Raw genomic sequence first — 26,927 nt, 5'->3', positions numbered from 1 at the left:
CGGCATGGCGACTCTTCCCAATCCGCTGCCACGGCTGGTGGCAGACCCGAGCGGGCGCACCCTCGGGCTCGAACTCCCCGCCGGGAGACTGATCGACGCGACCCACGAAGGGACGTGGCACGAGCCGTTGGTGTGGCACGCCGAGGCGCGCCCGGCTCCCGGGGCCTGGACCGCGGTGAACTCCGCCCGCACGCTCGGCCTGCTGCCGGTCCTGCTGGACGTCGGCGGCCCACAGAAGGGCGTAGAGGACTGGGAGTTGATGCCCGGCGAGATGTCGTACGCCGGGGACCACGACGCCGACGAGGTGCTGGCCGACTTCTGGGAGCGGTACGCGGCGGACGAGTTGGAGGGCGACCAGGACTACGCGAGCCGGGAAGTCGTCGAGAGCCTCTTCGGCCCGCCGGAGCCCTATGACGCGACGGTCGCGCCGTACGGACCGGGCTGGCCGGGGCTCGCCGCCGCCGGGCGGCGGGAGGCCGATCCGGACGCGCGCGCGGCGGCGATCGCGGACGCCCTCGGGGACCGCGGCTCGTGGCTGAAGGAACCGCGTCTCGCCCTCGTACCGGCGCGCCGCAGTGCGGACATCCCGGCGGCCCTCGGCTGGACGGGACCGCTCAACTACGAGAACGACGTGGCGCGGCTGTGCGCGGTCCTGCGGTCCTGGGAGGACCGCTTCGGGATACGGGTGGTGGCGCTGACCTTCGACCAGTTGGTGGTGTCCGTGGCGGCGCCGCCGGCGACCCTGGCGGAGGCCGAGGCGGTCGCCGCCGAGCACTTCGCGTTCTGCCCGGACAACATCACGCAGGGCAGCCACACGGCGCTGCGGACGTATGCCGAGCAGGAGGTGCTGAACGAGCCGGTCTGGTCGTTCTGGTGGGACTGACCGGCAAGGGCGCCACCTCCCGGTGACCGTGAGGGTGACGGTGACGGCCACCGCGGCCGGGGTCAGCCGCGCAGCCCCGAGGCGAGCCGGCGCAGCCCCTCCGCGATCTCGTCCGGGGTCTGCGTGACGAAGCAGAGGCGCATCGTCGACGTCTCGGGGGCGCCGGCGTAGAAGGGCGCGCCGGGCACGTACGCCACCCCGTGCTCCACCACCGACCGGAGCAGGGCCGTGGTGTCGTACGGCTCGGGCAGCGTGGCCCAGAGGAACATGCCGCCCTCCGGCCGGGTCCACGTCGCCCCGGCCGGGAGGGCGTCACCGATCCCGGCGAGCATCGCGTCGCGTCGCTCGCGGTAGACGGAGGCGACCCGGGCCACGTGCGCGTCCAGGTCCTGGTCGGCCAGATACCGGGCGGCGGCGAGCTGGTTGACGGTCGGGGTGTGCAGGTCGGCGGCCTGTTTCGCGACGGCGCAGGCCCGCCGCAGCGCCGCTGGCGCCCGCAGCCAGCCCAGGCGCAGGCCGGGTGCCATCACCTTGGAGAAGGACCCGAGGAGCACGGTCCGGTCCCCGGCGCCTTCGTGGGAGGCGATCCACGGGACGCGCTCGCCCTCGAAGCGCAGTTCGCCGTAGGAGTCGTCCTCGACGATCCACAGGCCGCGGGTGGCGGCGACGCGGGCGACGGCGGCGCGGCGCCCGGCGGGGAGGGTGCGGCCGGTCGGGTTCTGGAAGGTCGGCACCGTGTAGAGGAGCTTCGGCCGCTCCCGGGCGACCAGGGTGTCGAGCGCCCCGGGGTCGATGCCGTGCTCGTCGCCCGGCACGGCGAGCACGCGGGCCCCGGCGAAGGCGAACGCCTGAAGTGCCGCCAGATAGCAGGGGCTTTCGACGAGGACGGTGTCGCCCGGCTCCAGCAGGGCCGTGGCGAGCAGGGACAGCGCCTGCTGCGATCCGGTGGTGACGAGTACGTCGTCCGGCCCGGTCGGCAGGCCGCGCGCCGCGGTCCGTCCGGCGAGGGCCGTCCGCAGCGTCGGTTCCCCCTCGGTCGTCGAGTACTGCAGGGCCCGTGCGGGCTCCTCGGCGAGGACGTCACGGTAGGCGGCGGCGATTCCGGCCGCGTCGAACAGTTCCGGGGCGGGCAGCCCGCCCGCGAAGTTGATCACTTCGGGGCGGGCGGTGACCGCGAGGATGTCCCGTACCGGTGAGCCTCCGATCGCGGTCGCCCGGGCGGCGAGCGGGGGCACGGGGGCGGTCGCGGCTGCGGGATCGATGACGGTCACGATGACGGCTCCTTGTCCTGGCGGAGACCTCGCGGGGGCCGGTGGCCTTCCCGGGGACTGCGGGCGGGCGGCCCCGTTACCCCGGGCCCGCTCGTGCCCGCACCCTAGGCCGGTACGTGCCGCCTACACCCGTCAATTCCGGCATCCGGACGGAGGACCGGGGCCGCGTCGCGCCCCGGTGCCCGTCGGGGCCGAGGATGTCCGTCGGCTACGGCTTGACGCCCGTCGCCACGTACACGTTGATGTCCGCGTCCGTGACGTCGTTGATGTCGCGGTAGCGGACCATCTCGATGGCGTCGAGCGTGGCCAGGAAGTCGGGGTCGGCCTTCTCCGGGGCCGGGGCGCCGCCGTCGGGACGCCAGTGGTGGGCCGGGACGACACCGGGCTCGTCCAGCACCAGGCCGTTCTCCGTGAAGAAGCGCTCGACCTCCGCCCGGGACCGCAGCACGAAGGTGAACCCGCGCTCGGTGTAGGTGCGTTGGACCGCACGGATGGCTTTGGGGTTCAGGTCCTCGGTGAGGTGGCTGAGGACGATCCGGCTGCCGGACGGCAGGGCGTCGACCAGATCGCGGACGATCGGATGGGCCTCCTCGTCCTCGACGAAGTGCAGGATCGCGACCAGCACCAGGACGACGGGCTCGTCGAAGTCCAGTGTCTTGGCGGCCTGTTCGAGGATCTGCCCGGGCTGCTTGAGGTCCGCGTCGATGTAGTCCGTACGCCCCTCGGGCCCGCTGGTGAGCAGGGCGCGCGCGTGGGCGAGGACCACCGGGTCGTTGTCGACGTACACGACCCGCGCGTCCGGGGTGATCCCCTGCGCGATCTGGTGGACGTTCTCCTGGGTCGGCAGCCCGGTGCCGATGTCGAGGAACTGCCTGACGCCGCTCTCCGCCGTCAGCGCCGTCACGGCACGGCGCAGGAAGTCGCGGTTGTGCCGGACGTCGAGGTAGCCCCGCGGGTTCGCGGAGAGCGCGGCGGCGGCCGCGTCGCGGTCGACCGGGTAGTTGTCCTTGCCGCCGAGGAAGACGTCGTAGACCCGGGCGGGGTGTGCCTTGGTGGTGTCGATCCTCCTTCTCAGCTCCGCGGGATCCTGGCTGAGGGCATCACCGGACATGAAACATCTCCCTGGAGAGTCGCGTCATACATCAGGCAACAACCTAGCCCCTGGGGCGACTTGATGACGCCGGTCAGCCCGCAGGAGCGGCCTTCCCCCACTCGCTGCCGCCCAGCGGGTAGTCGTAGGCGGGCCGCCCCACGTTCCCGCTGGTCCGGAACGGCTTGCCGTGGTCGTCGACCCGCACGGTGCCGCTCCGCGTCCCGCTGGACCAGTCGAGTTCCAGGTACCAGCTCACGTCGTGCGCCTGCGCGTCCGCGAACACGTAGAAGACCTCGGGATCGGACTCGCTCACCTTGTAGGGGAAGTCGCGCTGGCCGCCCTTGAGCGCGACCGCCGGGCGCCCCGCGTCGAGGTCCACGGTGAACGACTTCGTCTCCACCCCGCCGCCGCAGCCCACGCCCATCGCGTAGTCGTTCCAGGCGAGCGGCGCGCCCTTGTCCAGCACGCGCACGTGCAGCGCCTTCAGGACGACGGTCGCCTTGCCGCTGCCCTGCACGGTGAGCGCGAGCAGCTGCTCCCCGCTCGGGACCCCGCCGAGCGCGGTGACCCAGCCCCGCGCGTCCGACTCGTTCGGCGGCGGCGGCACCTGCTGCGCGGGCCGGTCCACCAAGTAGTGCTGGCTGCACGGGTCGTCGAACTTGTACGGGTCGACGACGACGGTGGGCGCGCCGGCACCGTCGACGCCCGCTCCCTCTCCGGACGCCCCGCCTGCCGCGTGACCGTCGCCGTCGCCGGACCCGTCGACGGAACCGCCGACGGAGGAGACGGACGGCCCGGGGCTGCCGGCGCGCGAGGGGGACTTCGAGGCGGACCCGCGGCGCTCGTCCGGGGCCGCGGCGCTCCGGGTCCCCGCCGTGGTCGGCACGCCGAGGGCCACGGCCTTGCCGCGCTGTCGTCGTCACCGCCGCCCTGGCCGAAGTGCACGGCCAGCACACCGGACACGACCGCTGTCACGACGACGGCACCGACCCCTGCGAGGACCGTGGTCCGGCGGCTGCGCGGTCGGCCCGGCCTCACCGGCGCGGAACCGACGGCCGTCCCGCCGTCGCCCTCCGGCCCGCCGTCACCCGTACCGCCCGCCGCGCCCTTCGTCCCCGCACCGGACGCGGCACCGCTCGCGACCGTGGCCTCGGTCCCGGTATCGGCACCGGCCTCTTCCGGGGCTCCCGCGACCGAACCGCCTCCCGCGAGCCCCGGGCCCTTCTTCCCCCGCAGCACATCCGCCAGGACCCACCGCCGGTGCAGCTCCACCAGTTCCTCCGGGGTGGCCCGGCAGACCCGGGCGAGCCGCTCGACCGGCGCGTAGTCCGCCGGTACCGCGTCCCCGTTGACGTACCGGTGCAGTGTGGACGTACTGACGTGCAGCCGTTTGGCGAGTGCCCCGTAGCTGAGACCGGACCGCTCCTTCAGCTCCCGGAGCAGTCCCGCGAACTCGTCCCCCGCCACCGTTCCTCCATCCCCCGTGTCCCGGACCGCGTTCCAGGGAGATGTCGTTCTCCCAGGTCAGAGCCTGTACCGGCGTTCCAGCGTCCCGTGTTCCCCGCCGGGTGTGGCGGCCGGGACGGATCACCGCACAAGCTTCTGCCATCCAAGCACGCCGCTCCCGACGACCGGTCGAGCGGCCGTTCCACCGGCCACACCACAGGGGGATCACCCATGTCCGCACGTACGACCCGCACCCGTCTGCTCGCCGCCTCCACCCTCGCGCTCACCGCGTTCGCCCTCACGGCGTGCGGCAACGGAGACGGCGTCCGGGACGAGGGCCCGTCCGCCGGGGCCCGCTCCTCGGCGCGGCCCAGCGGCCAGGAACAGTCGTCCGGCGGCGGCACGACGGCGAAGCCCGCGGGCACCGGCACCACCACGGGCTCGACGAACGGCTCGAAGGGCGGCGCCACCACCACGGGCTCGAAGGGCACCGGCACCACCGGGTCCACCGGGTCCACGGGCTCCGCGGGCAAGAACGGCAGCGGCACCCGGAATCCGGCCTGCGTCGGCGCCAACACCCGTACGACCGCGACCGTCGTCTCGCGCCCGCTCAACCACCTGCTGCTCACCGTCACGAACAAGGGCTCGAAGACCTGCGACCTGACGGGCTATCCGATGGTCCGCTTCAGCGAGGCCCAGTCCGTCCCGCCGGTCGCGGAGGAGACCCACCCGCAGGCGGTCGTCACGCTCGCTCCCGGCGAGTCCGGCTACGCCGGTGTGCTCCTGTCGGCGGCCGACGGCAGCGGCGTCCACGGCTACACGGCCAAGACCCTGGAGGTCTACTTCGGCGACAAGGGCGGGAGCGCCCGCCCCGCCCTCCCCGCGAAAGGCGTCTACATCGACGAGAAGCTCACGGTGACGTACTGGCAGCAGGACCTGGACACGGCGCTCTCGTACTGACCGCCGCGCACGGCCTCACCCGGCACGTCCGAAAACCGTGCCGGGCACGGCCGTTGGGGCTCGCGATCACCGTTTCGCCGAACGGTCCCATGGCATACGCTGCCGGACGGCGAAGCGATGATCCGCACGGTGAGCCGAGAGGTCGATGACACAGGAGCCGAAGTCACACGGACGGGACGCCGGTCCGGCCGGCGCTCCCCGCGACGGTTCCGCGCATCCGCGGCAGGCCGGTGACACGTGGAACTCGGGCCTCTCGGCCGGAGAGTTGGCCGCGATCGAGGACGCGGGGTTCGAGCCGGTCGGACAGGTGCTCGGCACCGCCGTCCACACCATCGGGTACAGCGGCGTCTGGGGCTGCCCGGGCGCCTGGACGGACGACGCGGGCGCTCCGTCCTCACCCTGGTCCTCGTCGTTCGCGCCGCTGGTGAGGACGCTGTACGCGGCGCGCAGGCTGGCCCTGTCCCGGGCGGCGGCCGAATGCGCCGCGCGGACCGGTGACGGAATCGTCGGGGTGCGGCTGAGGATCGCCGAATTCCCCGCAGGAGGGGTCGAGTTCACCGTGCTGGGCACCGCGGTCCGGGCCCGCTCACGGATCCGTCCGCGCCGCCCCTTCACCTCGCACCTGAGCGGCCGGGACTTCGCCAAGCTGATCCGCGCCGGCTGGGTTCCCGCGGGACTCGCCTTCGGCATCGCGCTCGCCACCCGGCACGACGACTGGCGCACCACCCGCAGGGTCTCCTGGACCGCGGGGAACCAGGAGGTCGACGGCTACACCCGGCTGGTCGGCCACGTCCGCCGGGAGGCCCGGAACCAACTGGCCCTGGACGCGGCAAAACAGGGCGGCGACGGGGTGGTCGTGGACGGGATGGAGCTGAAGGTGCGCGAGCGGGAGTGCACCACGTACGGCTACACGCGCGACCTCGACGCGGAGGCGGTGTTCGTCGGCACCTCGGTCGTCCGCTTCGACCGCTCGCGGCGACCCACCGGGCCGCGGCCCCTGACCATCATGAGACTGGAGCGCGAGCACTGACATGACCGAGCGAACAGGACGGCGACCGGCCGCCGGGGGCGTGCCCGAGGACGCGATGCGACGGCTCGCCCAGCTCACCCCCGGGGAGAAGGGCTCGCTCTTCACCTCGGACCTGACGGTCAACGAGTTCCTGCTGGTCCGCGAGGCCGGCTTCCGTCCGCTCGGGCTGGTGCTCGGCTGCTCGGTCTACCACGTGGGCCTCCAGCTCGGCCGCTGGTCGAGCAACCAGGAGCTGACGAAGCTGTCCCAGGCGATGTACAGCGCGCGTGAGCTGGCGATGAGCCGGATGGAGGCCGAGGCGAGCGCGCTCGGGGCGGACGGTGTCGTGGGCGTCCGGCTGGACATCGAGTTCAAGGAGTTCGGCTCGGACATCGCCGAGTTCATCGCGGTCGGCACGGCGGTGAAGGCCGACGGCGCGGACCCGGGGCCTGCCGGCACCTGGCTCAACAACAAGGGCAGACCGTTCACCTCGGACCTGTCGGGCCAGGACTTCTGGACCCTGATCCGGGCCGGCTACGCGCCGCTGGACCTGGTCATGGGGTCGTGCGTCTACCACGTGGCCCACCAGCGCTTCGGCCAGGCGCTCAACACCACCGGCCGCAACGTCGAGATCGAGCAGTTCACCCAGGCCCTCTACGACGCACGCGAACTGGCGATGAGCCGTATGCAGGCGGAGGGGCAGGCCCTGGAGGCCGAGGGGATCGTGGCGGTCCGGCTCACGCAGCACGCGCACACCTGGGGCTCGCACACCACGGAGTTCCTCGCCGTCGGCACGGCGGTGCGCCCGCTCCGCGACGACCACGTCATCGAACGCCCGACGATGGTGCTGGGCCTCGATGACTGACCCGGACGTCGAACTGCTCGCCGCCGCCCTGCGCCGGGACAGCGCGGACCTGAACCTGTACGCCCGGGTCCTGACGGAGAAGCTGGCCGACTCGCTGCCGCCCGGCGCCGTGCGGGTGGAGCGCGGACGAACCGTCGCGGACCGGCTGGCCGGACGCGCGGGCACGGTCACCGAGCTGGACGTCACGCTCGGGGACCAGCGGCTCGCCCTGCGGACCGACCGGGGCCGGGTGACCGGGGAGATCCGCCACGAGGTGCGGGGCATCGTGCTCTCGCGGCGCCCGGTGGCCCTGGACGAGTGGCTCCACGTCCTGGCCCGTTCTCTGGCCGACGCCGCGGCCTCGGACGCCCGCGCCCGCGCCGCCCTCGAACGCTTTCTGACCTGAGCGCTAGCGCAGGTTCCGCGCGACCTCGGTCGCCCAGTACGTGAGGATGTTCTGCGCACCGGCCCGCTTGATGCCGGCGAGGGACTCCAGGATCGCCTTGTCCCGGTCGATCCAGCCCCTCTCCGCGGCGGCCTCGATCATCGAGTACTCGCCGGAGATCTGGTAGGCGACGACCGGCACGTCCGACACGTCGGCGACCCGGGTGAGGATGTCGAGGTAGGGGCCGGCGGGCTTGACCATCACCATGTCGGCGCCCTCCTCCAGGTCGAGCGCCAACTCCCGCAGGGACTCCCGCGCGTTGGCCGGGTCCTGCTGGTACGTCTTGCGGTCGCCCTTGAGCGAGGAGCCGACGGCCTCCCGGAAGGGGCCGTAGAAGGCCGAGGAGTACTTGACGGTGTAGGCGAGGATGGCGACGTCCTCGCGGCCGATCTGGTCGAGGGCGTCGCGGACGACGCCGATCTGGCCGTCCATCATCCCGCTGGGTCCCACGATGTGGGCGCCCGCGTCGGCCTGCACCTGGGCCATCTCGGCGTACCGCTCCAGGGTGGCGTCGTTGTCGACCCGGCCCTGCTCGTCCAGCACACCGCAGTGTCCGTGGTCGGTCGTCTCGTCGAGGCACAGGTCGGACATCACGAGCAGTTCGTCGCCGACCTCGGCGCGCACGTCCCGCAGGGCGACCTGGAGGATGCCGTCCGGGTCCGTGCCGGGCGTCCCGACGGCGTCCTTCTTGGCGTCCTCGGGAACGCCGAACAGCATGATCCCGGAGACCCCGGCCTCGAGCGCCTCCACGGCGGCCTTCCGCAGGCTGTCCCGGGTGTGCTGCACGACTCCGGGCATCGCGGCGATCGGCACCGGCTCGCCGATACCCTCGCGCACGAAGGCGGGGAGGATGAGATCGGCGGGGTGCAGCCGGGTCTCGGCGACCATCCGGCGCATGGCGGGCGTGGTACGCAGCCGCCGGGGACGCGTACCGGGAAAGGATCCGTACTTCGTCATGACATCTACGCTACGCCCGCCACAAGGGCACCTATACCGACGCCTTGTCGGAGCCGGCAGGCCAAGATCCAGCCCCTCCGGCGTTGAGGAGCGGGGTCCGGGGCGCGGAGCCCGGGGACGGGAAGGGAAGGGGCGGAGGGGGCGAGAAACACCCACCCCCGCCCCCACCGGCGTCAGGTGGTCCGGCGCCTGCGGGAACCGGGCCGGCGCTCGCTGGGCCGCGTGACCGGGTCCCCGGCGTCGAGCGCGGCGGCCCGCCGCCGCAAACCGAAGTCGGCCAGGGCCTCGGCCAACTTGTGCACGGACGGCTCGGGAGCCATCACGTCGACCCGCAGCCCGTGCTCCTCGGCCGTCTTGGCCGTGGCGGGACCGATACAGGCGATCACCGTCACGTTGTGCGGCTTGCCCGCGATACCGACCAGGTTCCGCACGGTCGACGACGAGGTGAACAGCACCGCGTCGAAACCGCCGCCCTTGATCGCCTCACGGGTGTCCGACGGCGGCGGCGACGCGCGCACGGTGCGGTACGCCGTGACGTCGTCGACCTCCCAGCCCAGCTCGATGAGCCCGGCCACCAGCGTCTCGGTGGCGATGTCGGCACGCGGCAGGAACACCCGGTCGATCGGGTCGAAGACCGGGTCGTAGGGCGGCCAGTCCTCCAGGAGCCCCGCGGCGGACTGCTCACCGCTCGGCACCAGGTCCGGCTTCACGCCGAAGGCGATGAGCGCCGTCGCGGTCTGCTCGCCGACCGCGGCGACCTTGATGCCCGCGAAGGCACGGGCGTCGAGCCCGTACTCCTCGAACTTCTCGCGCACGGCCTTGACCGCGTTCACCGAGGTGAAGGCGATCCACTCGTAGCGGCCCGTGACCAGGCCCTTGACCGCGCGCTCCATCTGCTGGGGTGTGCGCGGGGGTTCGACGGCGATCGTCGGAACCTCGTGCGGCACGGCCCCGTACGACCGCAGCTGGTCGGAGAGCGACGCCGCCTGCTCCTTCGTCCGCGGCACGAGGACCTTCCAGCCGAACAGCGGCTTGGACTCGAACCACGACAACTGGTCGCGCTGGGCGGCGGAGGAACGCTCACCGACCACGGCTATCACCGGGCGGCCACCGTCCGGGGACGGCAGTACCTTCGCCTGCTTCAGCGTCTGCGCGATCGTGCCGAGGGTGGCCGACCAGGTGCGCTGACGGGTCGTCGTACCGGCGATCGTCACCGACATCGGGGTGTCGGGCTTGCGGCCGGAGGCCACCAGCTCGCCCGCCGCCGCGGCCACCGAGTCGAGCGTCGACGACACGACGACGGTGCCGTCGGAGGCGCCGACCTCGGTCCAGCAGCGGTCGGAGGCGGTCCGCGCGTCGACGAACCGGACGTCCGCGCCCTGCGCGTCCCGCAGCGGAACACCCGCGTACGCGGGCACTCCGACGGCGGCGGCGATGCCGGGCACGACCTCGAACGGAACACCCGCGGCGACGCAGGCGAGCATTTCCTCGGCGGCGTACGTATCAAGTCCCGGGTCCCCGGACACCGCACGCACGACCCGCTTGCCGCCCCGTGCGGCCGTCATGACAAGATTGGCGGCATCCCTCGACGCGGGGTCACCAACGGTTGCTGACGTGCCGTCAACAACCGTCAGCTGAGGCGTGCCTGGGTTCCGGTACGGATCCGGCGAAGTGTCCGAATCCGTGTTCAGAACAGCGACGCCTTGTCTGGCATGTACGCGCACCACGTCGAGCACGTCGTCCTCGGCGACGAGGACGTCCGCGTTCGCCAGCGCCTCGACGGCGCGCAGTGTCAACAGCCCTGGATCTCCGGGTCCGGCACCCAGGAAGGTGACGTGCCCGTGGACCGGACCGGCGGGAAGGTTGGTGGGGCTCACAGTGCTCGCTCCCCCATCAGACCGGCCGCGCCCTTGGCAAGCATCTCGGCGGCGAGTTCACGGCCGAGCGCCATTGCTTGGTCATGTGTCTCGGGCACGGGACCGGTGGTGGACAGCTGCACCAGCGTCGAGCCGTCGGTCGTGCCGACGACGCCGCGCAGGCGCATCTCCTTGACAGTCTGCCCGTCGGCCAAGAGGTCGGCGAACGCGCCAACGGGCGCGCTGCAGCCGGCCTCCAGGGCGGCAAGCAGAGATCGCTCGGCGGTCACGGCGGCCCGCGTGAGCGGGTCGTCGAGCTCTCCGAGCGCGGCGACGAGGGCAGCGTCCTGGGCGTTGTGCCCGGCCCTGCACTCGATCGCCAGTGCCCCCTGGCCGGGGGCGGGCAGAACGGTGTCGACCGACAGGAAGTCGGTGACCTCGTCGATGCGGCCGATCCGGTTCAGTCCGGCGGCGGCGAGCACGACGGCGTCGAGCTCCCCGCTGTGGACGAATCCGACGCGGGTGTCGATGTTCCCGCGGATCGCGACCGTCTCGATCGTCAGGCCGTGGCTGAACGCGTACGCGTTCAGCTGGGCCATACGGCGCGGCGAACCGGTACCCACGCGGGCGCCGTCCGGCAGCTCCGCGAAGGTCAGCCCGTCACGCGCGACCAGCACGTCCCGCACGTCCTCGCGCACCGGCACGGCGGCCAGCGCGAGGTCCTCGGGCTGCGCGGTCGGCAGATCCTTGAGGGAGTGCACGGCGAAGTCGACCTCCCCGCGCACCAGCGCCTCGCGCAGGGCCGTCACGAAGACGCCCGTACCGCCGATCTGGGCCAGGTGTTCGCGGGAAACGTCGCCGTACGTCGTGATCTCCACGAGCTCGACGGGCCGTCCCGTCACCTGGCTCACGGCATCCGCCACCTGCCCGGACTGGGCCATGGCGAGTTTGCTGCGCCTGGTCCCGAGCCTCAAAGCCTGCTCACTCATGCTCGCCCTCGGTTCTTGGCGTTCTCGGTGTTGTTCTCGGCCCGCGAGACGGCGGCGACCGTCTCCGGGTCCAGGTCGAACAGGGTCCGCAGCGCGTCCGCGTACCCGGCACCGCCGGGTTCGGCGGCCAGTTGCTTGACCCGTACGGTCGGAGCGTGCAGCAGCTTGTCGACGACGCGGCGCACGGTCTGACCGATCTCGCCGCGCTGCTTGTCGTCGAGGTCCGGCAGCCGTCCGTCCAGCCGCGCGATCTCGTTCGCGACGACGTCGGCTGCCATGGCGCGCAGCGCCACGACGGTGGGGGTGATGTGCGCGGCCCGCTGCGCCGCGCCGAACGCGGCGACCTCGTCGGAGACGATCCGGCGGACCTGGTCCACGTCGGCGGCCATCGGCGCGTCGGCGGAGGCCTCGGCCAGCGACTCGATGTCGACGAGGCGCACACCGAGCAGTCGCTGCACGGCGGCGTCGATGTCCCGGGGCATCGCGAGGTCGAGCAGCGCGAGCACCGGCGCGGGGCGCGGCACCCGGGCGACAGGCTCCGGCCTGCGGCGCTCGGGGATACGGCCCGCCGTCGCGGCCATGGCGGCCAGCTCGGTGATCAGCTCGGCGTCGGCGTCGGGCGTACCGCGGTTGTCGCGGCGCTCCTCGCTCCCGGTGCCCTTGTCCACCCAGACCGCGTGCTGCTCCAGGGTGGCCGCGTCCATACCGGCGACGGCGGCCTCGCCCATGACGGAGAAGCCGGTCGCGCCCTGCACGGCGGACAGGTCCAGGGGACAGCCGTCGTCGGTGCCGGTGCCGGCGGGTGCGAGCCGTCCGTCCGGCCCCGCGGGCGTCTCGTCGCGGACGGCGACAGGGCTGCCGGTCCGTCCCTCGACGGCGGCCGCGACGGAGTCGGCGCTCAGCACCAGCCCGGTCGCGCCCGTGCAGGAGACAGCGATGTCGGCACGTGTCAGCTCGGCCGGCACCGCGTCCATCGGTACCGCGCGGGCCAGCACGTCCGTGTCGTCGCCGCCGGAGAGGATCTCGGCGAGGCGCTCGGCGCGGTCGTGGGTGCGGTTGGCGATCACGATCTCGCCGACTCCGGCGCGCGCGAGCGTCGCCGCGGCCAGCGAGGACATCGAGCCCGCGCCGATCACGAGGGCCTTCTTGCCCTTGGCCCAGGACTCGACGGCCCGGCCGGCGGACAGCTGCTCCAGGCCGAAGGTGACCAGGGACTGTCCCGCCCGGTCGATGCCGGTCTCGGAGTGGGCGCGCTTGCCGACCCGCAGGGCCTGCTGGAACAGGTCGTTCAGGAGACGGCCCGCCGTGTGCAGTTCCTGCGCGGTGGCGAGCGCGTCCTTGATCTGGCCGAGGATCTGGCCCTCGCCGACGACCATCGAGTCGAGGCCACAGGCCACCGAGAAGAGGTGGTGGACGGCCCGGTCCTCGTAGTGCACGTACAGGTAGGGGGTGAGCTCCTCCAGCCCGACGCCGCTGTGCTGGGCGAGCAGGGTGGACAGCTCGGCGACGCCCGCGTGGAACTTGTCCACGTCGGCGTACAGCTCGATGCGGTTGCAGGTGGCGAGGACGGCGCCCTCGGTGGCCGGCTCGGCGGCGAGGGTGTCCTGGAGCAGCTTGACCTGGGCGTCCGCGGACAGCGCGGCCCGCTCCAGAACGCTGACCGGGGCGCTGCGGTGGCTCAGCCCGACGACGAGGAGACTCATGCCGGCATCACCGCGGGAACGTCCCCGTCGGGTCCCTCGCCGTCGTTCTCGCGCGCGGCCCGGGCGGCGGCACCGGCCTGCGCCTCGGCCTCCTCGCCGGCCTTGCGCTGCTCGTGGAACGCGAGGATCTGCAGCTCGATGGAGAGGTCGACCTTGCGCACGTCGACACCGTCCGGAACGGTCAGGACGGTCGGCGCGAAGTTCAGGATGGAGGTGACTCCGGCGGCCACCAGGCGGTCGCAGACCTGCTGGGCGGCTCCGGCCGGGGTGGCGATGACACCGATCGAGACACCGTTCTCGTCGATGATCTTTTCCAGCTCGTCCGTGTGCTGGACCGGGATTCCGGCGACGGGCTTGCCGGCCATCGCGGGGTCCGCGTCTATGAGCGCCGCGACACGGAATCCGCGGGAGGCGAACCCTCCGTAATTGGCCAGTGCCGCACCGAGGTTACCGATACCGACGATCACAACCGGCCAGTCCTGGGTCAGGCCCAGTTCACGGGAGATCTGGTACACGAGATACTCGACGTCGTAGCCCACACCGCGCGTCCCGTAGGAGCCGAGGTAGGAGAAGTCCTTGCGCAGCTTCGCGGAGTTGACCCCCGCCGCGGCCGCGAGCTCCTCCGAGGAGACCGTGGGTACCGAGCGTTCCGACAGTGCGGTGAGGGCTCGGAGGTACAGCGGAAGCCGGGCGACGGTGGCCTCGGGAATCCCTCGGCTGCGGGTCGCCGGTCGGTGAGTTCGGCCAGTTGCCACGGTGCTCCTGCGGGTAGAGCGGGGCTGCAGGCGGTCACACGTTCCTGGACCGCCCCGTCGAATGCAGGCTATGTCTTTGTGAACGCGTGCACAAAGATGGTGTCCGATTTGCCCGGCCAACGTGACCGGGGTCACGCATGTCCGCCGCGCGCCTATGGAACCGACGCGAGGACAGCTTCGTTCCGCACCTGAAGGGGGCAAAACCGCACACACTCCTCAACGAATCCCGCCCCCGAGACCAATCCGCCGTCGATCCTAGGCGACTTTCCCGGCCACTTGGACTACTCGGTCAGTCACAAGTCGGACCACATCACGGGCGCGGTGGGTGTATCCCTCACAGAGTTCACTGTGCGAGGGCTTTGCGCAGGCGCTCCTCGTTCACGCGCCAGAACGTGTGCTGGGCGCCGTCCACCAGCACGACCGGGATCTGCTCCCAGTACTGACGGTGCAGTTCCTCGTCCTCGGTGATGTCCTTCTTCTCCCACGGGACCCCGAGGTCGGCACAGACCTTCTCGATCACGTCCTGTGCGTCATCACACAGATGACACCCGGGCTTCCTGATCAGCGTGACCAGGCGGTCCTCGGGCGCCTTCCTCTCCGTACGGCGGTCGCTGCGCCGGAACATGGGGCTCATACGCGCCATTCTCCCGCCCCCGGCGCACCCGCGGGCCCCCTCCGCGCTTTATGTGACAACCGGAGCCCACCGGGGGCGACGCGCCGCCGCGCCGACGGATCGGACCGCTTCTTTAACGGCTCGGTCGCGGAGAGTTCACAGCGTCGAATCCTCTCGACTCCGGAACCACCGAACAGACTGGCTATGCTCACGACATGGCCGCTCTCGGATGGCTCACTCCCCGTAGGCGCTCCGCCACCGCGCGGAGCGTGTTGGCAGGCGAGGCTTCTGCGGAGGCAGCCCGCAAGTCCTCGCAGGAACTCGAAGAACTGGCGCCACCGGATGCCGTGGAGGAACCGGAGTTCCCGGTCCTCGGCGACGACAGGGCCGCCGCGTTCTTCGACCTCGACAACACCGTGATGCAGGGCGCCGCCCTCTTCCACTTCGGGCGGGGCCTGCACAAGCGGAAGTTCTTCGAGACCCGCGACCTCGCCCGGTTCGCCTGGCAGCAGGCGTGGTTCCGGCTGGCCGGCATCGAGGACCCCGAGCACATGCAGGAGGCGCGCGACTCCGCGCTGTCGATCGTCAAGGGCCACCGGGTCGCCGAGCTGATGTCCATCGGCGAGGAGATCTACGACGAGTACATGGCCGAGCGGATCTGGCCCGGCACCCGCGCCCTCGCCCAGGCCCACCTGGACGCGGGCCAGAAGGTCTGGCTCGTCACGGCGGCACCGGTGGAGATCGCCACGGTGATCGCACGGCGTCTCGGCCTGACGGGCGCGCTCGGCACGGTCGCCGAGTCGGTGGGCGGCATCTACACCGGCAAGCTCGTGGGCGAACCGCTGCACGGACCGGCGAAGGCGGAGGCCGTCCGGGCGCTCGCCACCGCCGAGGGCCTGGACCTCTCACGCTGCGCGGCCTACAGCGACTCGCACAACGACATCCCGATGCTCTCGCTCGTCGGCCACCCGTACGCGATCAATCCCGACGCGAAACTGCGCAGGCACGCGCGGGACTTCGACTGGCGTCTGCGTGACTACCGCACGGCGCGCAAGGCCGCGAAGGTCGGCATCCCGGCCGCGGCCGGCGTCGGCGCGGTCGCGGGCGGCACAGCGGCGGCCATCGCCCTGCACCGCCGCCGCCGCTGACCACTCGGCGTTTCCGGCCCCTCCGGTGTTCGAGGAGCGGGGTCCGGGGCGGAGCCCCCGGCAGCGGGCGGGCCGGGGCGGAGGGGGCGAAAACCTGTCCGGACCTGGGCGGGGCCCGCTGCCGCGACGGCCGGTCATCAGTCCTACCCACGCCGTGGGCACCTCAGTCACGCCCATCACAGGCGGGCACAACACGCCCTGCACTCAGACGGAACGCGAACTGATTCGATCAACAACTGATCACCGAGCGGCACTTGAACGGGCACCGATACGCCTCAGAAGCGACGTAATCGATGATTTGAGCAACTCGGTGTAGCGCTGCCTGTACGAAGCGTTATTCTCCTCAGACGCAAACCGGTACCCCTCCGTCGCTACGACGGGTGAAAGGTCCCGCACTGCACGTGATGGAAGCTCTGCCTCTGGGAGTCCCGTGTACTCACACGTCGGGGTTGACGCCTCTGGCCTGGCTACGCTGCGCGCAACGGTCCTCGACCGTCTGCGCGGCTTCGTCCCCACCGCGTATGCCGTCCCCGCCTTCGCCGTCGCCACGCCTGTCGGTCCTTGCTATGCCTTGGCCGACGGCAACGCCACGGTCGGCAGACGGGGCCGCTCAGGCTCGGCCACCACCGCACGCCGTCCGGCCGCGGACAGTGACAGCGCCCGGATGATGGATCTCGTGGAGCGCGCTCAGGCCGGCGAGGCCGACGCCTTCGGGCGGCTCTACGACCAGTACAGCGACACCGTGTACCGCTACATCTACTACCGGGTGGGAGGTAAGGCGACTGCCGAGGACCTCACGAGTGAGACCTTTCTGCGGGCACTGCGCCGGATCGGCACCTTCACCTGGCAGGGCCGGGACTTCGGCGCCTGGCTGGTGACCATCGCCCGCAACCTGGTCGCCGACCACTTCAAGTCCAGCCGTTTCCGGCTGGAGATCACCACCGGCGAGATGCTCGACGCCAACGAGGTCGAGCGCTCCCCCGAGGACTCCGTCCTGGAGTCCCTGTCGAACGCGGCGCTGCTGGACGCCGTGAAACGGCTCAATCCGCAGCAGCAGGAGTGTGTGACGCTCCGCTTCCTCCAGGGGCTCTCGGTCGCCGAGACCGCCCGTGTGATGGGGAAGAACGAGGGTGCCATCAAGACCCTCCAGTACCGGGCCGTCCGTACGCTGGCCCGACTCCTGCCGGACGACGTCCGCTGAGCCTGCTTCGAGCCACAGTGATCCAACACATTCAGCGACGGCCAACTCACCGTCCGTAAGAGTCCGTTGACTTCGCGGTCCGATCATCCGTCGTCCGTAACCCAAGTGCCGCGACGCTCGTTGTGCGGGATACAGGCTCCCTGTGGTCACGCCTTGGCCATCGCCGATCACCCGATCGTGTGGATATGGCCAAGGGGTGCAACCCTCAGGACCCCCTGGGGAGTCGACCGTCTTGACGAGAGGAGGTGCCGCCAGTGATCGCGAACGTATCGGCACACCGGCGGGCGGACGCCTTCGCCCAGGCCCTGGAGGAGTCCGACCAGGGCACGGCGGCCGAGCAGCCCGATGGGCCTGCACCGTCCCGGGCTGCTGCGGAACGAACCGGGCAAGAGCTGTTGACGGCTCTTGCCACGGGTCTCGGCGAGCTGCCCCGACCGGAGCTGGATCCCGAGGTCAAGGTCGTGCAGCGAGCCCAGCTCGTCGCCGCGATGGAGGCCATGCTGCTGGAAGGCACCGCCGCCGGAGGCGAGGGTTTGGACCGTGCCGTGCCCGAGCAGCGGTCCCATCGGGCCAAGGGCGCGCACCGGGCGACCGGACTGGCGAAGCTGCGCCCCAGGTCGCGGCTGACCAAGGGGCTCGCCGCGGGCGGGCTCAGCATCGGCGTGGCCGCGGGAGCCCTCGGCGGTGTGGCCGCCGCGAGCTCCGACGCCCTGCCCGGGGACTCGCTCTACGGGCTCAAGCGAGGCGTGGAGGACATCAAGCTGGGCCTGGCCCACGGCGACAGCGACCGGGGCGAGCTCTATCTCGACCAGGCCTCGAACCGCCTGAGCGAGGCACGCCGGCTGATGGAGCGTGGCCGCTCCGGACAGCTCGACCACGAGTCCCTGGGCGAGGTCCGCCGCGCCCTGTCCGGCATGCAGCACGACGCCGCCGAAGGCCACCGCCTGCTGCACGAGGCGTACGAACGGGACGGCTCACTCGGCCCCATCCAGGCCCTGTCCGCCTTCTCCCAGTCGCACCGTGAGGCCTGGGGCGCGCTGCGCGACCGGCTGCCCGTGCAGCTCGGCGACGTCAGCGACCAGGTGTCGTCCGTCTTCGACGCCATAGACGAAGAGGTCGGCCCGCTCCGCTCGCTGCTGCCCACGACTCCCGCCCCCGAGGGCACCGGGCGTCACCGCGGCAGGAGCGAGGAGTCCACCGACTCCCCCGGCACGAACGCACCGGAGCCCAGCGCCACCAGCGGTTCCGCGAAGGGCAGCCACAGCGGCGGCGGCAGCAGCAGCGGCAAGCCGAAGCCCTCCAGCTCGGGCAGCGAGAGCGACGACGGCCTCCTCGGTGGCAACACCGGCGGTCTGCTCGACCCGCCCGAGGACGACACCAGTTCCTCGCCGTCCGGCAACAGCGGCAGCAATGCGCCGAGCAAGCCCGACGTCACGCTGCCTCCCCTGCTCCCCGGTCTGCTGCCGGGCCTCGGCATCGACACCGAGGACAGCAGCTGACCCGCTCACTCCGCGTACGGCGATGGGGCGCCCTTCTCAGGAAGGGCGCCCCATCGCCGTACCGCCGAGAGCCCGTGGGCATATCAGGGCATCATCAGCAGAACCGTAACTGCATGATCAGAAGAACACGGACCTGCGCTGTACCAGCAGCTTGTACAGGGTGTGCTGGATCTGCTCCCTGACCTGGTCGGTCAGGTTGAACATCAGCATCGGGTCCTCGGCCGCCTCCGGCGGATAGCCGTCCGTCGGGATCGGCTCGCCGAACTGGATCGTCCACTTCGTCGGCAGCGGGACCGCGCCGAGCGGACCGAGCCACGGGAACGTCGGTGTGACCGGGAAGTACGGGAAACCCAGCAGCCGCGCGAGCGTCTTCGCGTTGCCGATCATCGGGTAGATCTCCTCCGCGCCGACGATCGAGCACGGGATGATCGGGGCGCCCTGACGCAGCGCGGTCGAGACGAAGCCGCCCCGGCCGAACCGCTGGAGCTTGTAGCGCTCGCTGAACGGCTTGCCGATGCCCTTGAAGCCCTCCGGCATCACCCCGACCAGCTCCCCGCGCTCCAGGAGCCGTTCGGCGTCCTCGGCGCAGGCGAGCGTGTGACCGGCCTTGCGGGCCAGCTCGTTGACGACCGGGAGCATGAAGACGAGGTCGGCGGCGAGGAGCCGGAGATGCCGGTCGGCGGGGTGGTTGTCGTGGACGGCGACCTGCATCATCAGGCCGTCCAGCGGCAGGGTGCCCGAGTGGTTGGCGACGATCAGGGCGCCGCCCTCGGACGGGATGTTCTCGATGCCCTTCACGTCGACACGGAAGTACTTCTCGTACAACGGCCGGATCAGCGACATCAGGACCTGGTCGGTCAGCTCCTCGTCGAACCCGAAGTCGTCGATCTCGTAGTCGCCCGTCAGCCGGCGTCGCAGGAAGGCGAGGCCTCCCGCGATGCGCTGCTCCAGGCCGGCACCGCCCTGCTGGGGCTGCTGGGGCGGCTGTTCGTCGTGCGTCACGGGAACATCATCCTGCGGGACGGTCCGTCCCGGCAGGGGCTGGACCTCCCGGACCGCCGTCTGCTCGCCCTTGCGCCGGGTCCCATGGGCCCGGCGTCGCGGCGGGCGTTGCGCGGCAGCCCCGCGCGACCGGTCGTCGTCGAACGGAATGACCTTGGCGTCCGCCATCGTTGATGCGCTCCTCAGTTGGCGCTCTGCGTCGGGTGGCCGCCGCTCAGGAGAGGCAGTGCGGCGATCCGGTCCACGGCCCCCGCGAGGGCCTCCGGGGGCAGGAGTCCGGGTCCCCGGCTGTGGGCGAAGTCCGCGAAGGTCTCCGCCGTCGTGTACTTCGGGTGATAGCCCAGGGTTTCGCGCATCTGGTGCGTCGCGACCACCCTGCCGTGCGTCAGCAGCCGCAGCTGCTCCGGCGAGAAGTCCGTCACGCCCAGGGTACGCACGGCCGTGCCGGCCCAGCTGAGCGCGGGCAGCAGCAGCGGGACCGTGGGGCGGCCGAGACGCCGGGCGCACTGCGAGAGCAGCAGGACACCGTCGCCGGCGATGTTGAACGTACCGCTGTTGAGCGTGCCCCGCCGCGGCTCGTCCGAGGCGAGCAGCAGCAGCTCGATGACGTCGCTCTCGTGCACGAACTGGAGCCGCGGGTCGTAGCCGAACACGGTGGGCAGCACGGGCAGCGAGAAGTACGAGGCGAGCGGCGAGTCCGCGCTCGGGCCGAGGATGTTGGCGAAGCGCAGCACGCACACGGCGACGTCGGGCCTGCGGCGGGCGAAGCCGCGCACATACCCCTCGACCTCGACCGTGTCCTTCGCGAAGCCGCCGCTGGGCAGGGACTTGGGCGAGGTGGTCTCGGTGAAGACGGCGGGGTCGCGGGGCGCCGAACCGTAGACGTTCGTACTGGACTTCACCACGAGCCGCTTGACCGTCGGCGACTTCTGGCAGGCGCCGAGGAGCTGCATGGTGCCGATGACGTTGGTCTCCTTGACCGAGGTCCGGCTGCCGGAGCCCAGCGGCGTGCCCGTCACGTCCATGTGCACGACCGTGTCGACCGAGTGCTCGGCGAGCACCCGCGCGATCGCGGGCTGTCTGATGTCCGCCTGCACGAAGTCGGCGCCGCCGATGTGGTGCTCGGGCGGCACGGCGTCGACGGCGATCACCCGGTCGACCCTCGGGTCACGCTGGATCCGTCGTACGAACCGGCCCCCCAGCTGTCGGGCCACTCCGGTCACGAGCACGACCTTCCCCAAGATCAGCGCCTTCCTTCCAGATCTGGACGTAGCTTCGCTCGTACCTGCCGCGTTCCCCGTGTGCCGCCAACCTAGCGGGTCGATGTTGCGCTGTGATGACCGCCCGATGCATGAAGTCACGACAGCCGCAGACGTACGACCAGACCAAGCCATTCGGCCCACAGGCGTACGCGGGAAGCGCGGGAGTCCGTTCGACGCCCGAGTCGCCTTTCGGGATGTTCCCGTCGGGCCGCGTTGGCGGATGCCGACGCGAACTCCCGGGTGGCGCAGCCGAATCCCGGGTGCCGCCCGGTGCGGGTGACCCTCCTGGAGCCGGACATGCCTGTGGCCCCCCACCAGCTGGTGGGGGGCCACAGTACGCGCGCGTTTCCGCGGCGTCGCCTACTTCTTGTTGCGACGCTGAACGCGAGTGCGCTTGAGCAGCTTGCGGTGCTTCTTCTTCGCCATCCGCTTGCGCCGCTTCTTGATAACAGAGCCCACGACTACCCTCGCTCACTTCTCTTTACTCGGTGCTGGGCTGCATGGGCCCACACGACCTATGAGGGGCCAGCCTACCCGTCCGAACGCTGAGGTCGTAATCGAGGTGTTCCGGGAGATCACGGAGGGTCTCCCGGAACATTCTCAGGCGGTCTCCACCCCCACATAGCTCTCGCGGAGGTATTCGTGAACCGCTTGCTCCGGAACCCGGAAGGACCTCCCCACCCGGATCGCCGGCAGATGACCGCTGTGCACCAAGCGGTACACGGTCATCTTCGACACTCGCATCACCGAGGCGACTTCCGCCACGGTAAGGAACTGAACCTCGTTCAGAGGCCTCTCGCCTGCAGCCATGACACACCCGAACCTTCCGCACTCGACGGTCACCGGCTTCCCCTTCCGGTGACTCTTCGTCGTTGCGTGCTCACTCCCCAATGTAGGGGCGTGTGATGCGAGTGGGGAAGAGGAGATGCGATCGGCCGCCTACTGTGACAGACACGCTCGATTGAGTACATAGCGAGTAAGCGGTCGGTAGTAATCAGACCGCACAGCGTCATCAAGCGGAACGACGACGGCCACCCGCCCCTCCGCCTCTCCCACGAAGAGCGCAGGATCGTCCGTATCAGCGAGCCCGATGGCCTCGAACCCCAGCTGACCTGCTCCGCAGACCCATCCGTGGTCCCCGATGACAAGCTCCGGGAGGGGTCCTCCGGACGCCGCCGCGGCCGCCAGAACCGTCCGAACCGGGAGCGGGGAATGGCTGTGCGCGCCGGTCGTGCGACCGGCGGCCGTCACCCCGGGTTCGCGTACTAGTGCGACGCCTTGTACGTAGTCGAGGTTGTAGGTGCGTAGACCGAACCGGGTCGTTATGTCGACAGAGCTACCCTGCGCCGGGGTGAGGACGGTACATCCAGCTGACGACAAGGCGTCCGCGATCGCGGCGTAGAAGGCGATCAGTCGGTGCGGATGGCCCGTACCCAGAAGCACAGGGTGACGATGGCGGGCCGCCCGGGCGAGCCGCTCCGCGAAAGCATCGAGAGCTGCCAGAGTCCGCTCCGGGTCGATCACATCATGCCCCGAAACGTGCGTGGGGTCGGCCGAAACCCCACACTTGTCCGCCATCAGTTCGATCAGCTCACGCTGTCCCCAGGTCCACTCGGGATCGAGCCCGAGCAGCACACGGGGGTCACGGGCCGCGAAGAGCCGATAGCTGCGCAGGCTCTCCTCACGCGAGGTGGCCACGGGCCCGGCCAGCCGGGCGGCCAGCAGATGTGCACGCAAAGCTCCGGTGCTCAACACGCCAGCGATGCTGACGCATCGCCGAAGATCGAACGCCCAAAACACGGGAAATGCCCCACAGTTGGCCTAATGACCCTTCGCGGCGCCCCCAAGTCCCTTCCGGAGCGGGGTCTACGGCAGCAGGCCCCGCAACGGGAACGACGCCCGCCGCGTCGCCACGATCGCCTGGTCGAGGCGGTCCGCCGGGTCGTACCCCGACTCCCAGTCCTTCCAGGACACCGGCCACCGCCCGTCCGTCATCCGCATCGGCGCCAACTGCCGGGTCCGGGCGAAGACTTCCTGACGCCAGCCCTCCGGGATCACCGTCTCCGGCTCGACCGGCCGCCCCGCGGCGATCGCCACGAGATGCGTCCACGACCTCGGTACGACGTCCACCACCGCGTATCCCCCGCCGCCCAGCGCCACCCAGCGCCCGTCCGCGTACCGGTGCGCCAGGTCGTGACAGGCGACCTGCACCGCCCGCTGCGCGTCGAGCGAGACGGCGAGGTGCGCGAGGGGATCCTCGAAGTGGGTGTCCGCGCCGTGCTGCGTCACGAGGACCTGCGGCCGGAAGTCCGCGAGCAGCTCGGGGACCACGGCGTGGAAGGCCCGCAGCCAGCCCGCGTCCCCGGTCCCCGCCGGCAGCGCGACGTTCACGGCCGAACCCTCGGCGTCGTCCGCGCCGGTCTCCTCCGGCCACCCCGTCTGCGGGAACAGCGTCCGCGGATGCTCGTGCAGCGAGATCGTCAGAACACGCGGGTCCTCCCAGAACGCCGCCTGGACACCGTCACCGTGGTGCACGTCGACGTCCACGTACGCGACCCGCTCGGCGCCCAGCTCCAGCAGCCGGGCGACGGCGAGCGCCGCGTCGTTGTAGATGCAGAAACCGGACGCGGCACCGGGCATCGCGTGGTGCAGCCCGCCGGCGAAGTTCACCGCGTGCAGCGCCTCACCGCGCCACACCGCCTCGGCGGCCCCCACGGACTGCCCCGCGATCAGCGCGGACACCTCGTGCATCCCGGCGAACGCGGGATCGTCCGTCGTCCCCAGCCCGTACGCGGAGTCGGCCGCCTCCGGATCGGCGGACGCGGCCCTGACCGCGTCCACGTAGTCCGCCCGGTGCACCAGCCGCAGCGTCGACTGCCCCGCGGGCTTCGCCGCGACGACGGCGACCTCCCGGTCGATCCCGAAGGCGTCGACGAGACTCCGGGTCAGCGCGAGCCGGACCGGATCCATCGGATGGTCCGGCCCGAAGTCATACCCCGTTACTGCCTCGTCCCACATCAGCTGTGCGCGGCCGCTCATGCACGTCACCGTATCGGTCCGGTTCAACGGCGAACGACCGGGCGTACCCCAAGGTCGCGAGCACCAGGACCATCGGTACGAGCATGGCGCCGCGGTAGTTCCAGGCGTCACCCAGCGCCCCCACCAACGGCGACCCGATCAGGAACCCGACGTAGTTGAAGATGTTCAGCCGGGCGATCGCCGCGTCCGAGGCTCCCGGGAACAACCGCCCGGCGGCCGCGAAGGTTTGCGGCACGATCACACACAGCCCGAGACCCAGCAGCGTGAAGCCGAGCATGCCCACCGAGGGCCCCGGCGCCACCGCCACCACCCCGAACCCGAGCGCGGCGACCACGGCACCCAGCCGCACCACCGCCACGGCTCCGAACCGCCGCACCCCGAAGTCCCCCACAGCCCGCCCGACCAGCGTCATCACCATGTAGACGTTGTACGGAACGGTCGACAGCTGCTCGGAGCTGCCCAGCACGTCCTGGAGGTACTTCGCGCTCCAGTTGGAGACCGTCGAGTCCCCGATGTACGCGAACGTCATCACCAGGCAGAGCGGCAGAAGCAGCCGGAAGACCAGCGGTCCCGCGCCGGCACCGCCCTCGGCCGCCTGCTCCTTCCCCTCGACGGCGCCCACGCTCCCGTCGACGTACCACCGGCTCCCCACCAGGGCGAGCGGCAACAGCACCAGCACCACTGGCAGATACGACGCGAACAGCGACTGGTGCCAGTGCGCCCCGGCCCACGCCAGCGAGGCACCCACGATCCCGCCCAGGCTGTACGTGGCGTGGAAGCCGAGCATGATGCTGCGTCCGTACGAACGCTGAAGACTCACCCCGAGCATGTTCATCGAGGCGTCGAGCGCGCCGACGGCGAGCCCGAAGACACCGAGGGAGACCGCCACTTCGAAGAGCCGGTCACCGGCACCGACGCCCAGCAGGGCCAGCAGCACGACCGGCTGCGACCACCGCAGGACGCGGCTGGGGGGTATGCGCTTCACCAACTGCTCGGTGGTGACGCTCCCGACCCCGGCCAGGACGGGAACGGCGGCCAGGAAGACCGGCAACAGCCCGTCGGAGATCCCGTAGCGGTCCTGGATGGCCGGGATGCGCGTCACGAGCAGCGCGAAGGCGGCGCCCTGAGTGAAGAAGCTGAACGCCAAAGAGGCCCTACCGCGCCGCAGCACATCTGTCATGGCGGCGAGCGTAGGGCCCCGGCTTACCGGTGGGTAGATCAAGCCGAAGATGAATTCTGCTCAGCTCTTCGGCGGAAGGTCCTTCAGCGGTCCGACTCGGCCCCGGCGGCGAGCTCCCGCTCCAGCATCTTCTCCATCGGGACGACGGCGAAGCGGCCGCTGACCAGGAAGGCGAGGGTCATCGAGACGGCCATGACGACCGTGCCGAGCCAGACCATCGTGTCGACCGGCAGCGTGTACGCCCCGACCACCCGTGCGACGCACTCGCCGAGCAGCACCACACCCCACACGAGCGAGAACGTCCGCTCGGCCTTGCGGAACCGCTCCGAGCCCGCCACCAGCCGGTCCCAGGCCGCGGCCCGTCCGGCATCCCCCTTCACCAGGAAGGGCTTCATCCCCTGCGTCATCATCGGCCGCCCCCACTTCACGGACAGCAGGACACCGATGCCGACCGCACTGCTGACACCGCTGTCCTTCGCCAGCATGAGCCGCGGGTCACCGGCGACGAGGCTGAGCGAGAGCCCGACCACGTTGACGAACAGGATCAGCCCGGCGAGCCCGTTGACCCTGCGCTCCTTCACCACACCCCACACGGTCCGCACGGCCGGCACCACGCTGCTCCAGCCGAGCGCGGCGACGGTGCTCATCCCGAACCCGTTCTTGAGCAGGTAGTACGACCCGACGGGCACCACGACGTCCACGATCAGCGGCAGGAAACTGGGCCGCGGACCGGCGGTCTCCGGGGCGATGTCCTTGGCCGGCACCACGACCGCCGAGGCGGCGTAGTCGGTCGATCCGGTGCTGATCTCGCTGGCGGTGATGCTCATGATCGGGTCCCTCCGTCGTCACTGTGTACGTCCCGTTCCGATGTACTCAGCTTCGCGGTCGGACCCTGCCCCCCGACAGAAACGATCGTCCGGAGCTCCGCATGACAAATGTCAGCGCCGCTCCCTGGACGCCGTCATACGGGCCGTCATACCAGCAGGTCAGCCAAGTCCCGCATGTCACCGAAGAGTTCGGTGGCTCCGGCCAGCCGGTCGGCGGGTGTCATGGCGGTGAACCCGTACACGTCCATCCCCGCCGCGTTGGCCGCCCGCACTCCGAGCGCACTGTCCTCGACGACCACGCACTTCTCCGGAGGTACGCCCATGCGCTCGGCCGCGTGGAGGAACAGGTCCGGCGCCGGCTTGCCCCGGCCGACGTCCTGGGAACTGAAGACCCTCCCCTCGTCGAACCACCGGTCGAGTCCGGTCGTCCGGTGCCCGACCCGGATCCGTTCGTGACTCCCGGAGGAGGCCACGCAGTACGGCACCCCGTCGGCCACCAGCTTCTCCACGACCTGCGGGGCACGGGGAACGGGCTTCAGCTCCCGCTCGAAGGCCGCGAAGACCCGCGCGTGGAACACGTCGTCGAAGTCGTCCGGCAGACGCTGTCCGGTCCGCTCCAGGACGATGTCGTGGACGCGGTGCATGGCGGCACCCATGTAGTCCCGCAGGGACTCCTCGTACGAGGTGGGGTGCCCCAGCTCGGTGAGGTAGGCGGCCAGCAGGGTGTTGGAGATCGGCTCACTGTCCACAAGGACGCCGTCGTTGTCGAAAATCACCAGGTCGTAGCGCATGGAAAAGACCCTAAACGCAGAAAACCCCCTTGCCGAATGGCAAGGGGGTTTTCTCTAAAATTAGTTCGGCGGCGTCCTACTCTCCCACAGGGTCCCCCCTGCAGTACCATCGGCGCTGTGAGGCTTAGCTTCCGGGTTCGGAATGTAACCGGGC

At 71.0% G+C, this 26,927-nt stretch carries 26 protein-coding genes, 1 rRNA gene and 1 pseudogene; 8 read left to right on the top strand and 20 right to left on the bottom strand.

The features are described from left to right. Positions 1-4: 4 nt before the first annotated feature. Complete coding sequence (locus ABZT74_RS31435; protein WP_356440485.1) at positions 5-883, top strand: DUF4253 domain-containing protein; 879 nt, start codon at positions 5-7, stop codon at positions 881-883. A gap of 62 nt (positions 884-945) precedes the next feature. Here ABZT74_RS31435 and ABZT74_RS31430 read toward each other — a convergent pair whose 3' ends face one another. The 4 genes and pseudogenes from ABZT74_RS31430 to ABZT74_RS31415 all read right to left on the bottom strand — a co-directional run. Then, positions 946-2,154, bottom strand: a complete 1,209-nt coding sequence (locus tag ABZT74_RS31430) for a PLP-dependent aminotransferase family protein (protein WP_356440482.1) — start codon at positions 2,152-2,154, stop codon at positions 946-948. Positions 2,155-2,362: 208 nt separating this feature from the next. Continuing rightward, on the bottom strand, positions 2,363-3,265 hold the full coding sequence (locus ABZT74_RS31425; protein WP_356440479.1) for an SAM-dependent methyltransferase: 903 nt from the start codon (positions 3,263-3,265) through the stop codon (positions 2,363-2,365). Between the two features lie 73 nt (positions 3,266-3,338). Continuing rightward, entirely contained in the window at positions 3,339-4,133 is a 795-nt protein-coding gene (locus ABZT74_RS31420) for a hypothetical protein (RefSeq protein WP_356440571.1), read from the bottom strand. A 437-nt stretch (positions 4,134-4,570) separates the two neighbouring features. Beyond that, positions 4,571-4,714: pseudogene (locus tag ABZT74_RS31415) on the bottom strand (helix-turn-helix transcriptional regulator); the annotation flags it as partial. Between the two features lie 210 nt (positions 4,715-4,924). Between ABZT74_RS31415 and ABZT74_RS31410 the strand changes: the two are divergent. The 4 genes from ABZT74_RS31410 to ABZT74_RS31395 all read left to right on the top strand — a co-directional run bounded on the left by ABZT74_RS31410 (position 4,925) and on the right by ABZT74_RS31395 (position 7,912). Further along, the gene (locus tag ABZT74_RS31410; protein ID WP_356440476.1) at positions 4,925-5,653 is read left to right on the top strand and encodes a DUF4232 domain-containing protein; all 729 of its coding nucleotides are present in this window, start codon (positions 4,925-4,927) and stop codon (positions 5,651-5,653) included. A gap of 145 nt (positions 5,654-5,798) precedes the next feature. Continuing rightward, positions 5,799-6,683 (top strand): hypothetical protein, encoded by an 885-nt coding sequence (locus ABZT74_RS31405; protein ID WP_356440473.1) that lies wholly within the window; start codon positions 5,799-5,801, stop codon positions 6,681-6,683. A gap of 1 nt (position 6,684) precedes the next feature. Beyond that, positions 6,685-7,527 (top strand): heavy metal-binding domain-containing protein, encoded by an 843-nt coding sequence (locus ABZT74_RS31400; RefSeq protein WP_356177655.1) that lies wholly within the window; start codon positions 6,685-6,687, stop codon positions 7,525-7,527. After that, positions 7,520-7,912: a hypothetical protein gene (locus ABZT74_RS31395; RefSeq protein ID WP_356440470.1), complete on the top strand. Its 393-nt coding sequence runs from the start codon at positions 7,520-7,522 to the stop codon at positions 7,910-7,912. Before ABZT74_RS31400 ends, ABZT74_RS31395 begins: the two co-directional genes overlap by 8 nt. A 3-nt stretch (positions 7,913-7,915) precedes the next feature. Here ABZT74_RS31395 and hemB read toward each other — a convergent pair whose 3' ends face one another. The 6 genes from hemB to ABZT74_RS31365 form a co-directional block, all read right to left on the bottom strand. Continuing rightward, positions 7,916-8,908 (bottom strand): porphobilinogen synthase, encoded by a 993-nt coding sequence (hemB, locus tag ABZT74_RS31390; RefSeq protein ID WP_355880706.1) that lies wholly within the window; start codon positions 8,906-8,908, stop codon positions 7,916-7,918. 173 nt (positions 8,909-9,081) lie between these two features. Then, positions 9,082-10,785, bottom strand: coding sequence for a bifunctional uroporphyrinogen-III C-methyltransferase/uroporphyrinogen-III synthase (locus ABZT74_RS31385; protein WP_355880708.1), 1,704 nt, complete (start codon positions 10,783-10,785; stop codon positions 9,082-9,084). After that, on the bottom strand, positions 10,782-11,753 hold the full coding sequence (hemC, locus tag ABZT74_RS31380) for a hydroxymethylbilane synthase (protein ID WP_356440467.1): 972 nt from the start codon (positions 11,751-11,753) through the stop codon (positions 10,782-10,784). The genes ABZT74_RS31385 and hemC overlap by 4 nt, the downstream gene beginning before the upstream one ends. Beyond that, a complete protein-coding gene (locus ABZT74_RS31375; RefSeq protein ID WP_356440464.1) occupies positions 11,750-13,456 on the bottom strand; it encodes a glutamyl-tRNA reductase in 1,707 nt (568 codons plus the stop codon). The genes hemC and ABZT74_RS31375 overlap by 4 nt, the downstream gene beginning before the upstream one ends. Then, the gene (locus tag ABZT74_RS31370) at positions 13,453-14,211 is read right to left on the bottom strand and encodes a redox-sensing transcriptional repressor Rex (protein ID WP_355880717.1); all 759 of its coding nucleotides are present in this window, start codon (positions 14,209-14,211) and stop codon (positions 13,453-13,455) included. Before ABZT74_RS31370 ends, ABZT74_RS31375 begins: the two co-directional genes overlap by 4 nt. Before the next feature lie 343 nt (positions 14,212-14,554). Continuing rightward, on the bottom strand, positions 14,555-14,854 hold the full coding sequence (locus tag ABZT74_RS31365; RefSeq protein ID WP_355880720.1) for a glutaredoxin family protein: 300 nt from the start codon (positions 14,852-14,854) through the stop codon (positions 14,555-14,557). Between the two features lie 185 nt (positions 14,855-15,039). Here ABZT74_RS31365 and ABZT74_RS31360 point away from each other — a divergent pair, with 185 nt between their 5' ends. The 3 genes from ABZT74_RS31360 to ABZT74_RS31350 all read left to right on the top strand — a co-directional run bounded on the left by ABZT74_RS31360 (position 15,040) and on the right by ABZT74_RS31350 (position 18,672). Next, positions 15,040-15,972 carry an HAD-IB family hydrolase gene (locus ABZT74_RS31360; RefSeq protein ID WP_355880723.1) on the top strand — a complete coding sequence of 311 codons (933 nt, stop codon included), beginning with the start codon at positions 15,040-15,042 and terminating at the stop codon, positions 15,970-15,972. Between the two features lie 430 nt (positions 15,973-16,402). Further along, positions 16,403-17,173: an ECF subfamily RNA polymerase sigma factor, BldN family gene (locus ABZT74_RS31355; RefSeq protein WP_355880726.1), complete on the top strand. Its 771-nt coding sequence runs from the start codon at positions 16,403-16,405 to the stop codon at positions 17,171-17,173. Between the two features lie 254 nt (positions 17,174-17,427). Continuing rightward, positions 17,428-18,672 carry a DUF5667 domain-containing protein gene (locus tag ABZT74_RS31350; protein ID WP_356177651.1) on the top strand — a complete coding sequence of 415 codons (1,245 nt, stop codon included), beginning with the start codon at positions 17,428-17,430 and terminating at the stop codon, positions 18,670-18,672. Between the two features lie 117 nt (positions 18,673-18,789). On the opposite strand, the gene ABZT74_RS31345 is transcribed toward ABZT74_RS31350, so the two are convergent. The 10 genes from ABZT74_RS31345 to rrf form a co-directional block, all read right to left on the bottom strand. Continuing rightward, on the bottom strand, positions 18,790-19,842 hold the full coding sequence (locus ABZT74_RS31345) for a lysophospholipid acyltransferase family protein (protein ID WP_356177649.1): 1,053 nt from the start codon (positions 19,840-19,842) through the stop codon (positions 18,790-18,792). Between the two features lie 14 nt (positions 19,843-19,856). Then, positions 19,857-20,915 carry an NAD-dependent epimerase/dehydratase family protein gene (locus tag ABZT74_RS31340; RefSeq protein WP_081218666.1) on the bottom strand — a complete coding sequence of 353 codons (1,059 nt, stop codon included), beginning with the start codon at positions 20,913-20,915 and terminating at the stop codon, positions 19,857-19,859. 381 nt (positions 20,916-21,296) lie between these two features. Beyond that, entirely contained in the window at positions 21,297-21,395 is a 99-nt protein-coding gene (locus ABZT74_RS31335; protein WP_003948845.1) for an AURKAIP1/COX24 domain-containing protein, read from the bottom strand. Positions 21,396-21,536: 141 nt separating this feature from the next. Further along, the gene (locus ABZT74_RS31330; RefSeq protein WP_093781815.1) at positions 21,537-21,746 is read right to left on the bottom strand and encodes a helix-turn-helix domain-containing protein; all 210 of its coding nucleotides are present in this window, start codon (positions 21,744-21,746) and stop codon (positions 21,537-21,539) included. A gap of 129 nt (positions 21,747-21,875) precedes the next feature. Then, complete coding sequence (locus tag ABZT74_RS31325; RefSeq protein ID WP_356440462.1) at positions 21,876-22,691, bottom strand: phosphatase; 816 nt, start codon at positions 22,689-22,691, stop codon at positions 21,876-21,878. A 111-nt stretch (positions 22,692-22,802) separates the two neighbouring features. After that, a complete protein-coding gene (locus tag ABZT74_RS31320; RefSeq protein WP_356177647.1) occupies positions 22,803-23,975 on the bottom strand; it encodes an acetoin utilization protein AcuC in 1,173 nt (390 codons plus the stop codon). Next, the gene (locus tag ABZT74_RS31315; RefSeq protein ID WP_356177645.1) at positions 23,926-25,155 is read right to left on the bottom strand and encodes an MFS transporter; all 1,230 of its coding nucleotides are present in this window, start codon (positions 25,153-25,155) and stop codon (positions 23,926-23,928) included. Before ABZT74_RS31315 ends, ABZT74_RS31320 begins: the two co-directional genes overlap by 50 nt. A gap of 83 nt (positions 25,156-25,238) precedes the next feature. Continuing rightward, positions 25,239-25,982 carry a VC0807 family protein gene (locus ABZT74_RS31310; protein WP_356177643.1) on the bottom strand — a complete coding sequence of 248 codons (744 nt, stop codon included), beginning with the start codon at positions 25,980-25,982 and terminating at the stop codon, positions 25,239-25,241. A gap of 146 nt (positions 25,983-26,128) precedes the next feature. Continuing rightward, complete coding sequence (locus tag ABZT74_RS31305; RefSeq protein ID WP_356177642.1) at positions 26,129-26,773, bottom strand: HAD family hydrolase; 645 nt, start codon at positions 26,771-26,773, stop codon at positions 26,129-26,131. Positions 26,774-26,836: 63 nt separating this feature from the next. Further along, positions 26,837-26,927, bottom strand: a 5S ribosomal RNA gene (gene rrf / locus ABZT74_RS31300); the annotation flags it as partial.

The sequence above is a fragment of the Streptomyces sp. NPDC005302 genome, assembly GCF_040607345.1.
Taxonomy (GTDB): Bacteria; Actinomycetota; Actinomycetes; order Streptomycetales; family Streptomycetaceae; genus Streptomyces.
This window is presented reverse-complemented; position numbering and strand designations above follow the sequence as displayed.

Excerpts from the sequence above, each read along its gene's own strand:
- hemB (WP_355880706.1), bottom strand. The coding sequence starts at position 8,908 with ATGACGAAGTACGGATCCTTTCCCGGTACGCGTCCCCGGCGGCTGCGT.
- ABZT74_RS31375 (WP_356440464.1), bottom strand. The coding sequence starts at position 13,456 with ATGAGTCTCCTCGTCGTCGGGCTGAGCCACCGCAGCGCCCCGGTCAGC.
- ABZT74_RS31320 (WP_356177647.1), bottom strand. The coding sequence starts at position 23,975 with ATGAGCGGCCGCGCACAGCTGATGTGGGACGAGGCAGTAACGGGGTAT.
- ABZT74_RS31330 (WP_093781815.1), bottom strand. The coding sequence starts at position 21,746 with ATGGCTGCAGGCGAGAGGCCTCTGAACGAGGTTCAGTTCCTTACCGTG.
- ABZT74_RS31435 (WP_356440485.1), top strand. The coding sequence starts at position 5 with ATGGCGACTCTTCCCAATCCGCTGCCACGGCTGGTGGCAGACCCGAGC.
- hemC (WP_356440467.1), bottom strand. The coding sequence starts at position 11,753 with ATGAGTGAGCAGGCTTTGAGGCTCGGGACCAGGCGCAGCAAACTCGCC.
- ABZT74_RS31405 (WP_356440473.1), top strand. The coding sequence starts at position 5,799 with ATGACACAGGAGCCGAAGTCACACGGACGGGACGCCGGTCCGGCCGGC.
- ABZT74_RS31400 (WP_356177655.1), top strand. The coding sequence starts at position 6,685 with ATGACCGAGCGAACAGGACGGCGACCGGCCGCCGGGGGCGTGCCCGAG.
- ABZT74_RS31305 (WP_356177642.1), bottom strand. The coding sequence starts at position 26,773 with ATGCGCTACGACCTGGTGATTTTCGACAACGACGGCGTCCTTGTGGAC.
- ABZT74_RS31310 (WP_356177643.1), bottom strand. The coding sequence starts at position 25,982 with ATGAGCATCACCGCCAGCGAGATCAGCACCGGATCGACCGACTACGCC.
- ABZT74_RS31365 (WP_355880720.1), bottom strand. The coding sequence starts at position 14,854 with ATGGCGCGTATGAGCCCCATGTTCCGGCGCAGCGACCGCCGTACGGAG.
- ABZT74_RS31360 (WP_355880723.1), top strand. The coding sequence starts at position 15,040 with ATGGCCGCTCTCGGATGGCTCACTCCCCGTAGGCGCTCCGCCACCGCG.
- ABZT74_RS31345 (WP_356177649.1), bottom strand. The coding sequence starts at position 19,842 with ATGGCGGACGCCAAGGTCATTCCGTTCGACGACGACCGGTCGCGCGGG.
- ABZT74_RS31315 (WP_356177645.1), bottom strand. The coding sequence starts at position 25,155 with ATGACAGATGTGCTGCGGCGCGGTAGGGCCTCTTTGGCGTTCAGCTTC.
- ABZT74_RS31410 (WP_356440476.1), top strand. The coding sequence starts at position 4,925 with ATGTCCGCACGTACGACCCGCACCCGTCTGCTCGCCGCCTCCACCCTC.
- ABZT74_RS31395 (WP_356440470.1), top strand. The coding sequence starts at position 7,520 with ATGACTGACCCGGACGTCGAACTGCTCGCCGCCGCCCTGCGCCGGGAC.
- ABZT74_RS31425 (WP_356440479.1), bottom strand. The coding sequence starts at position 3,265 with ATGTCCGGTGATGCCCTCAGCCAGGATCCCGCGGAGCTGAGAAGGAGG.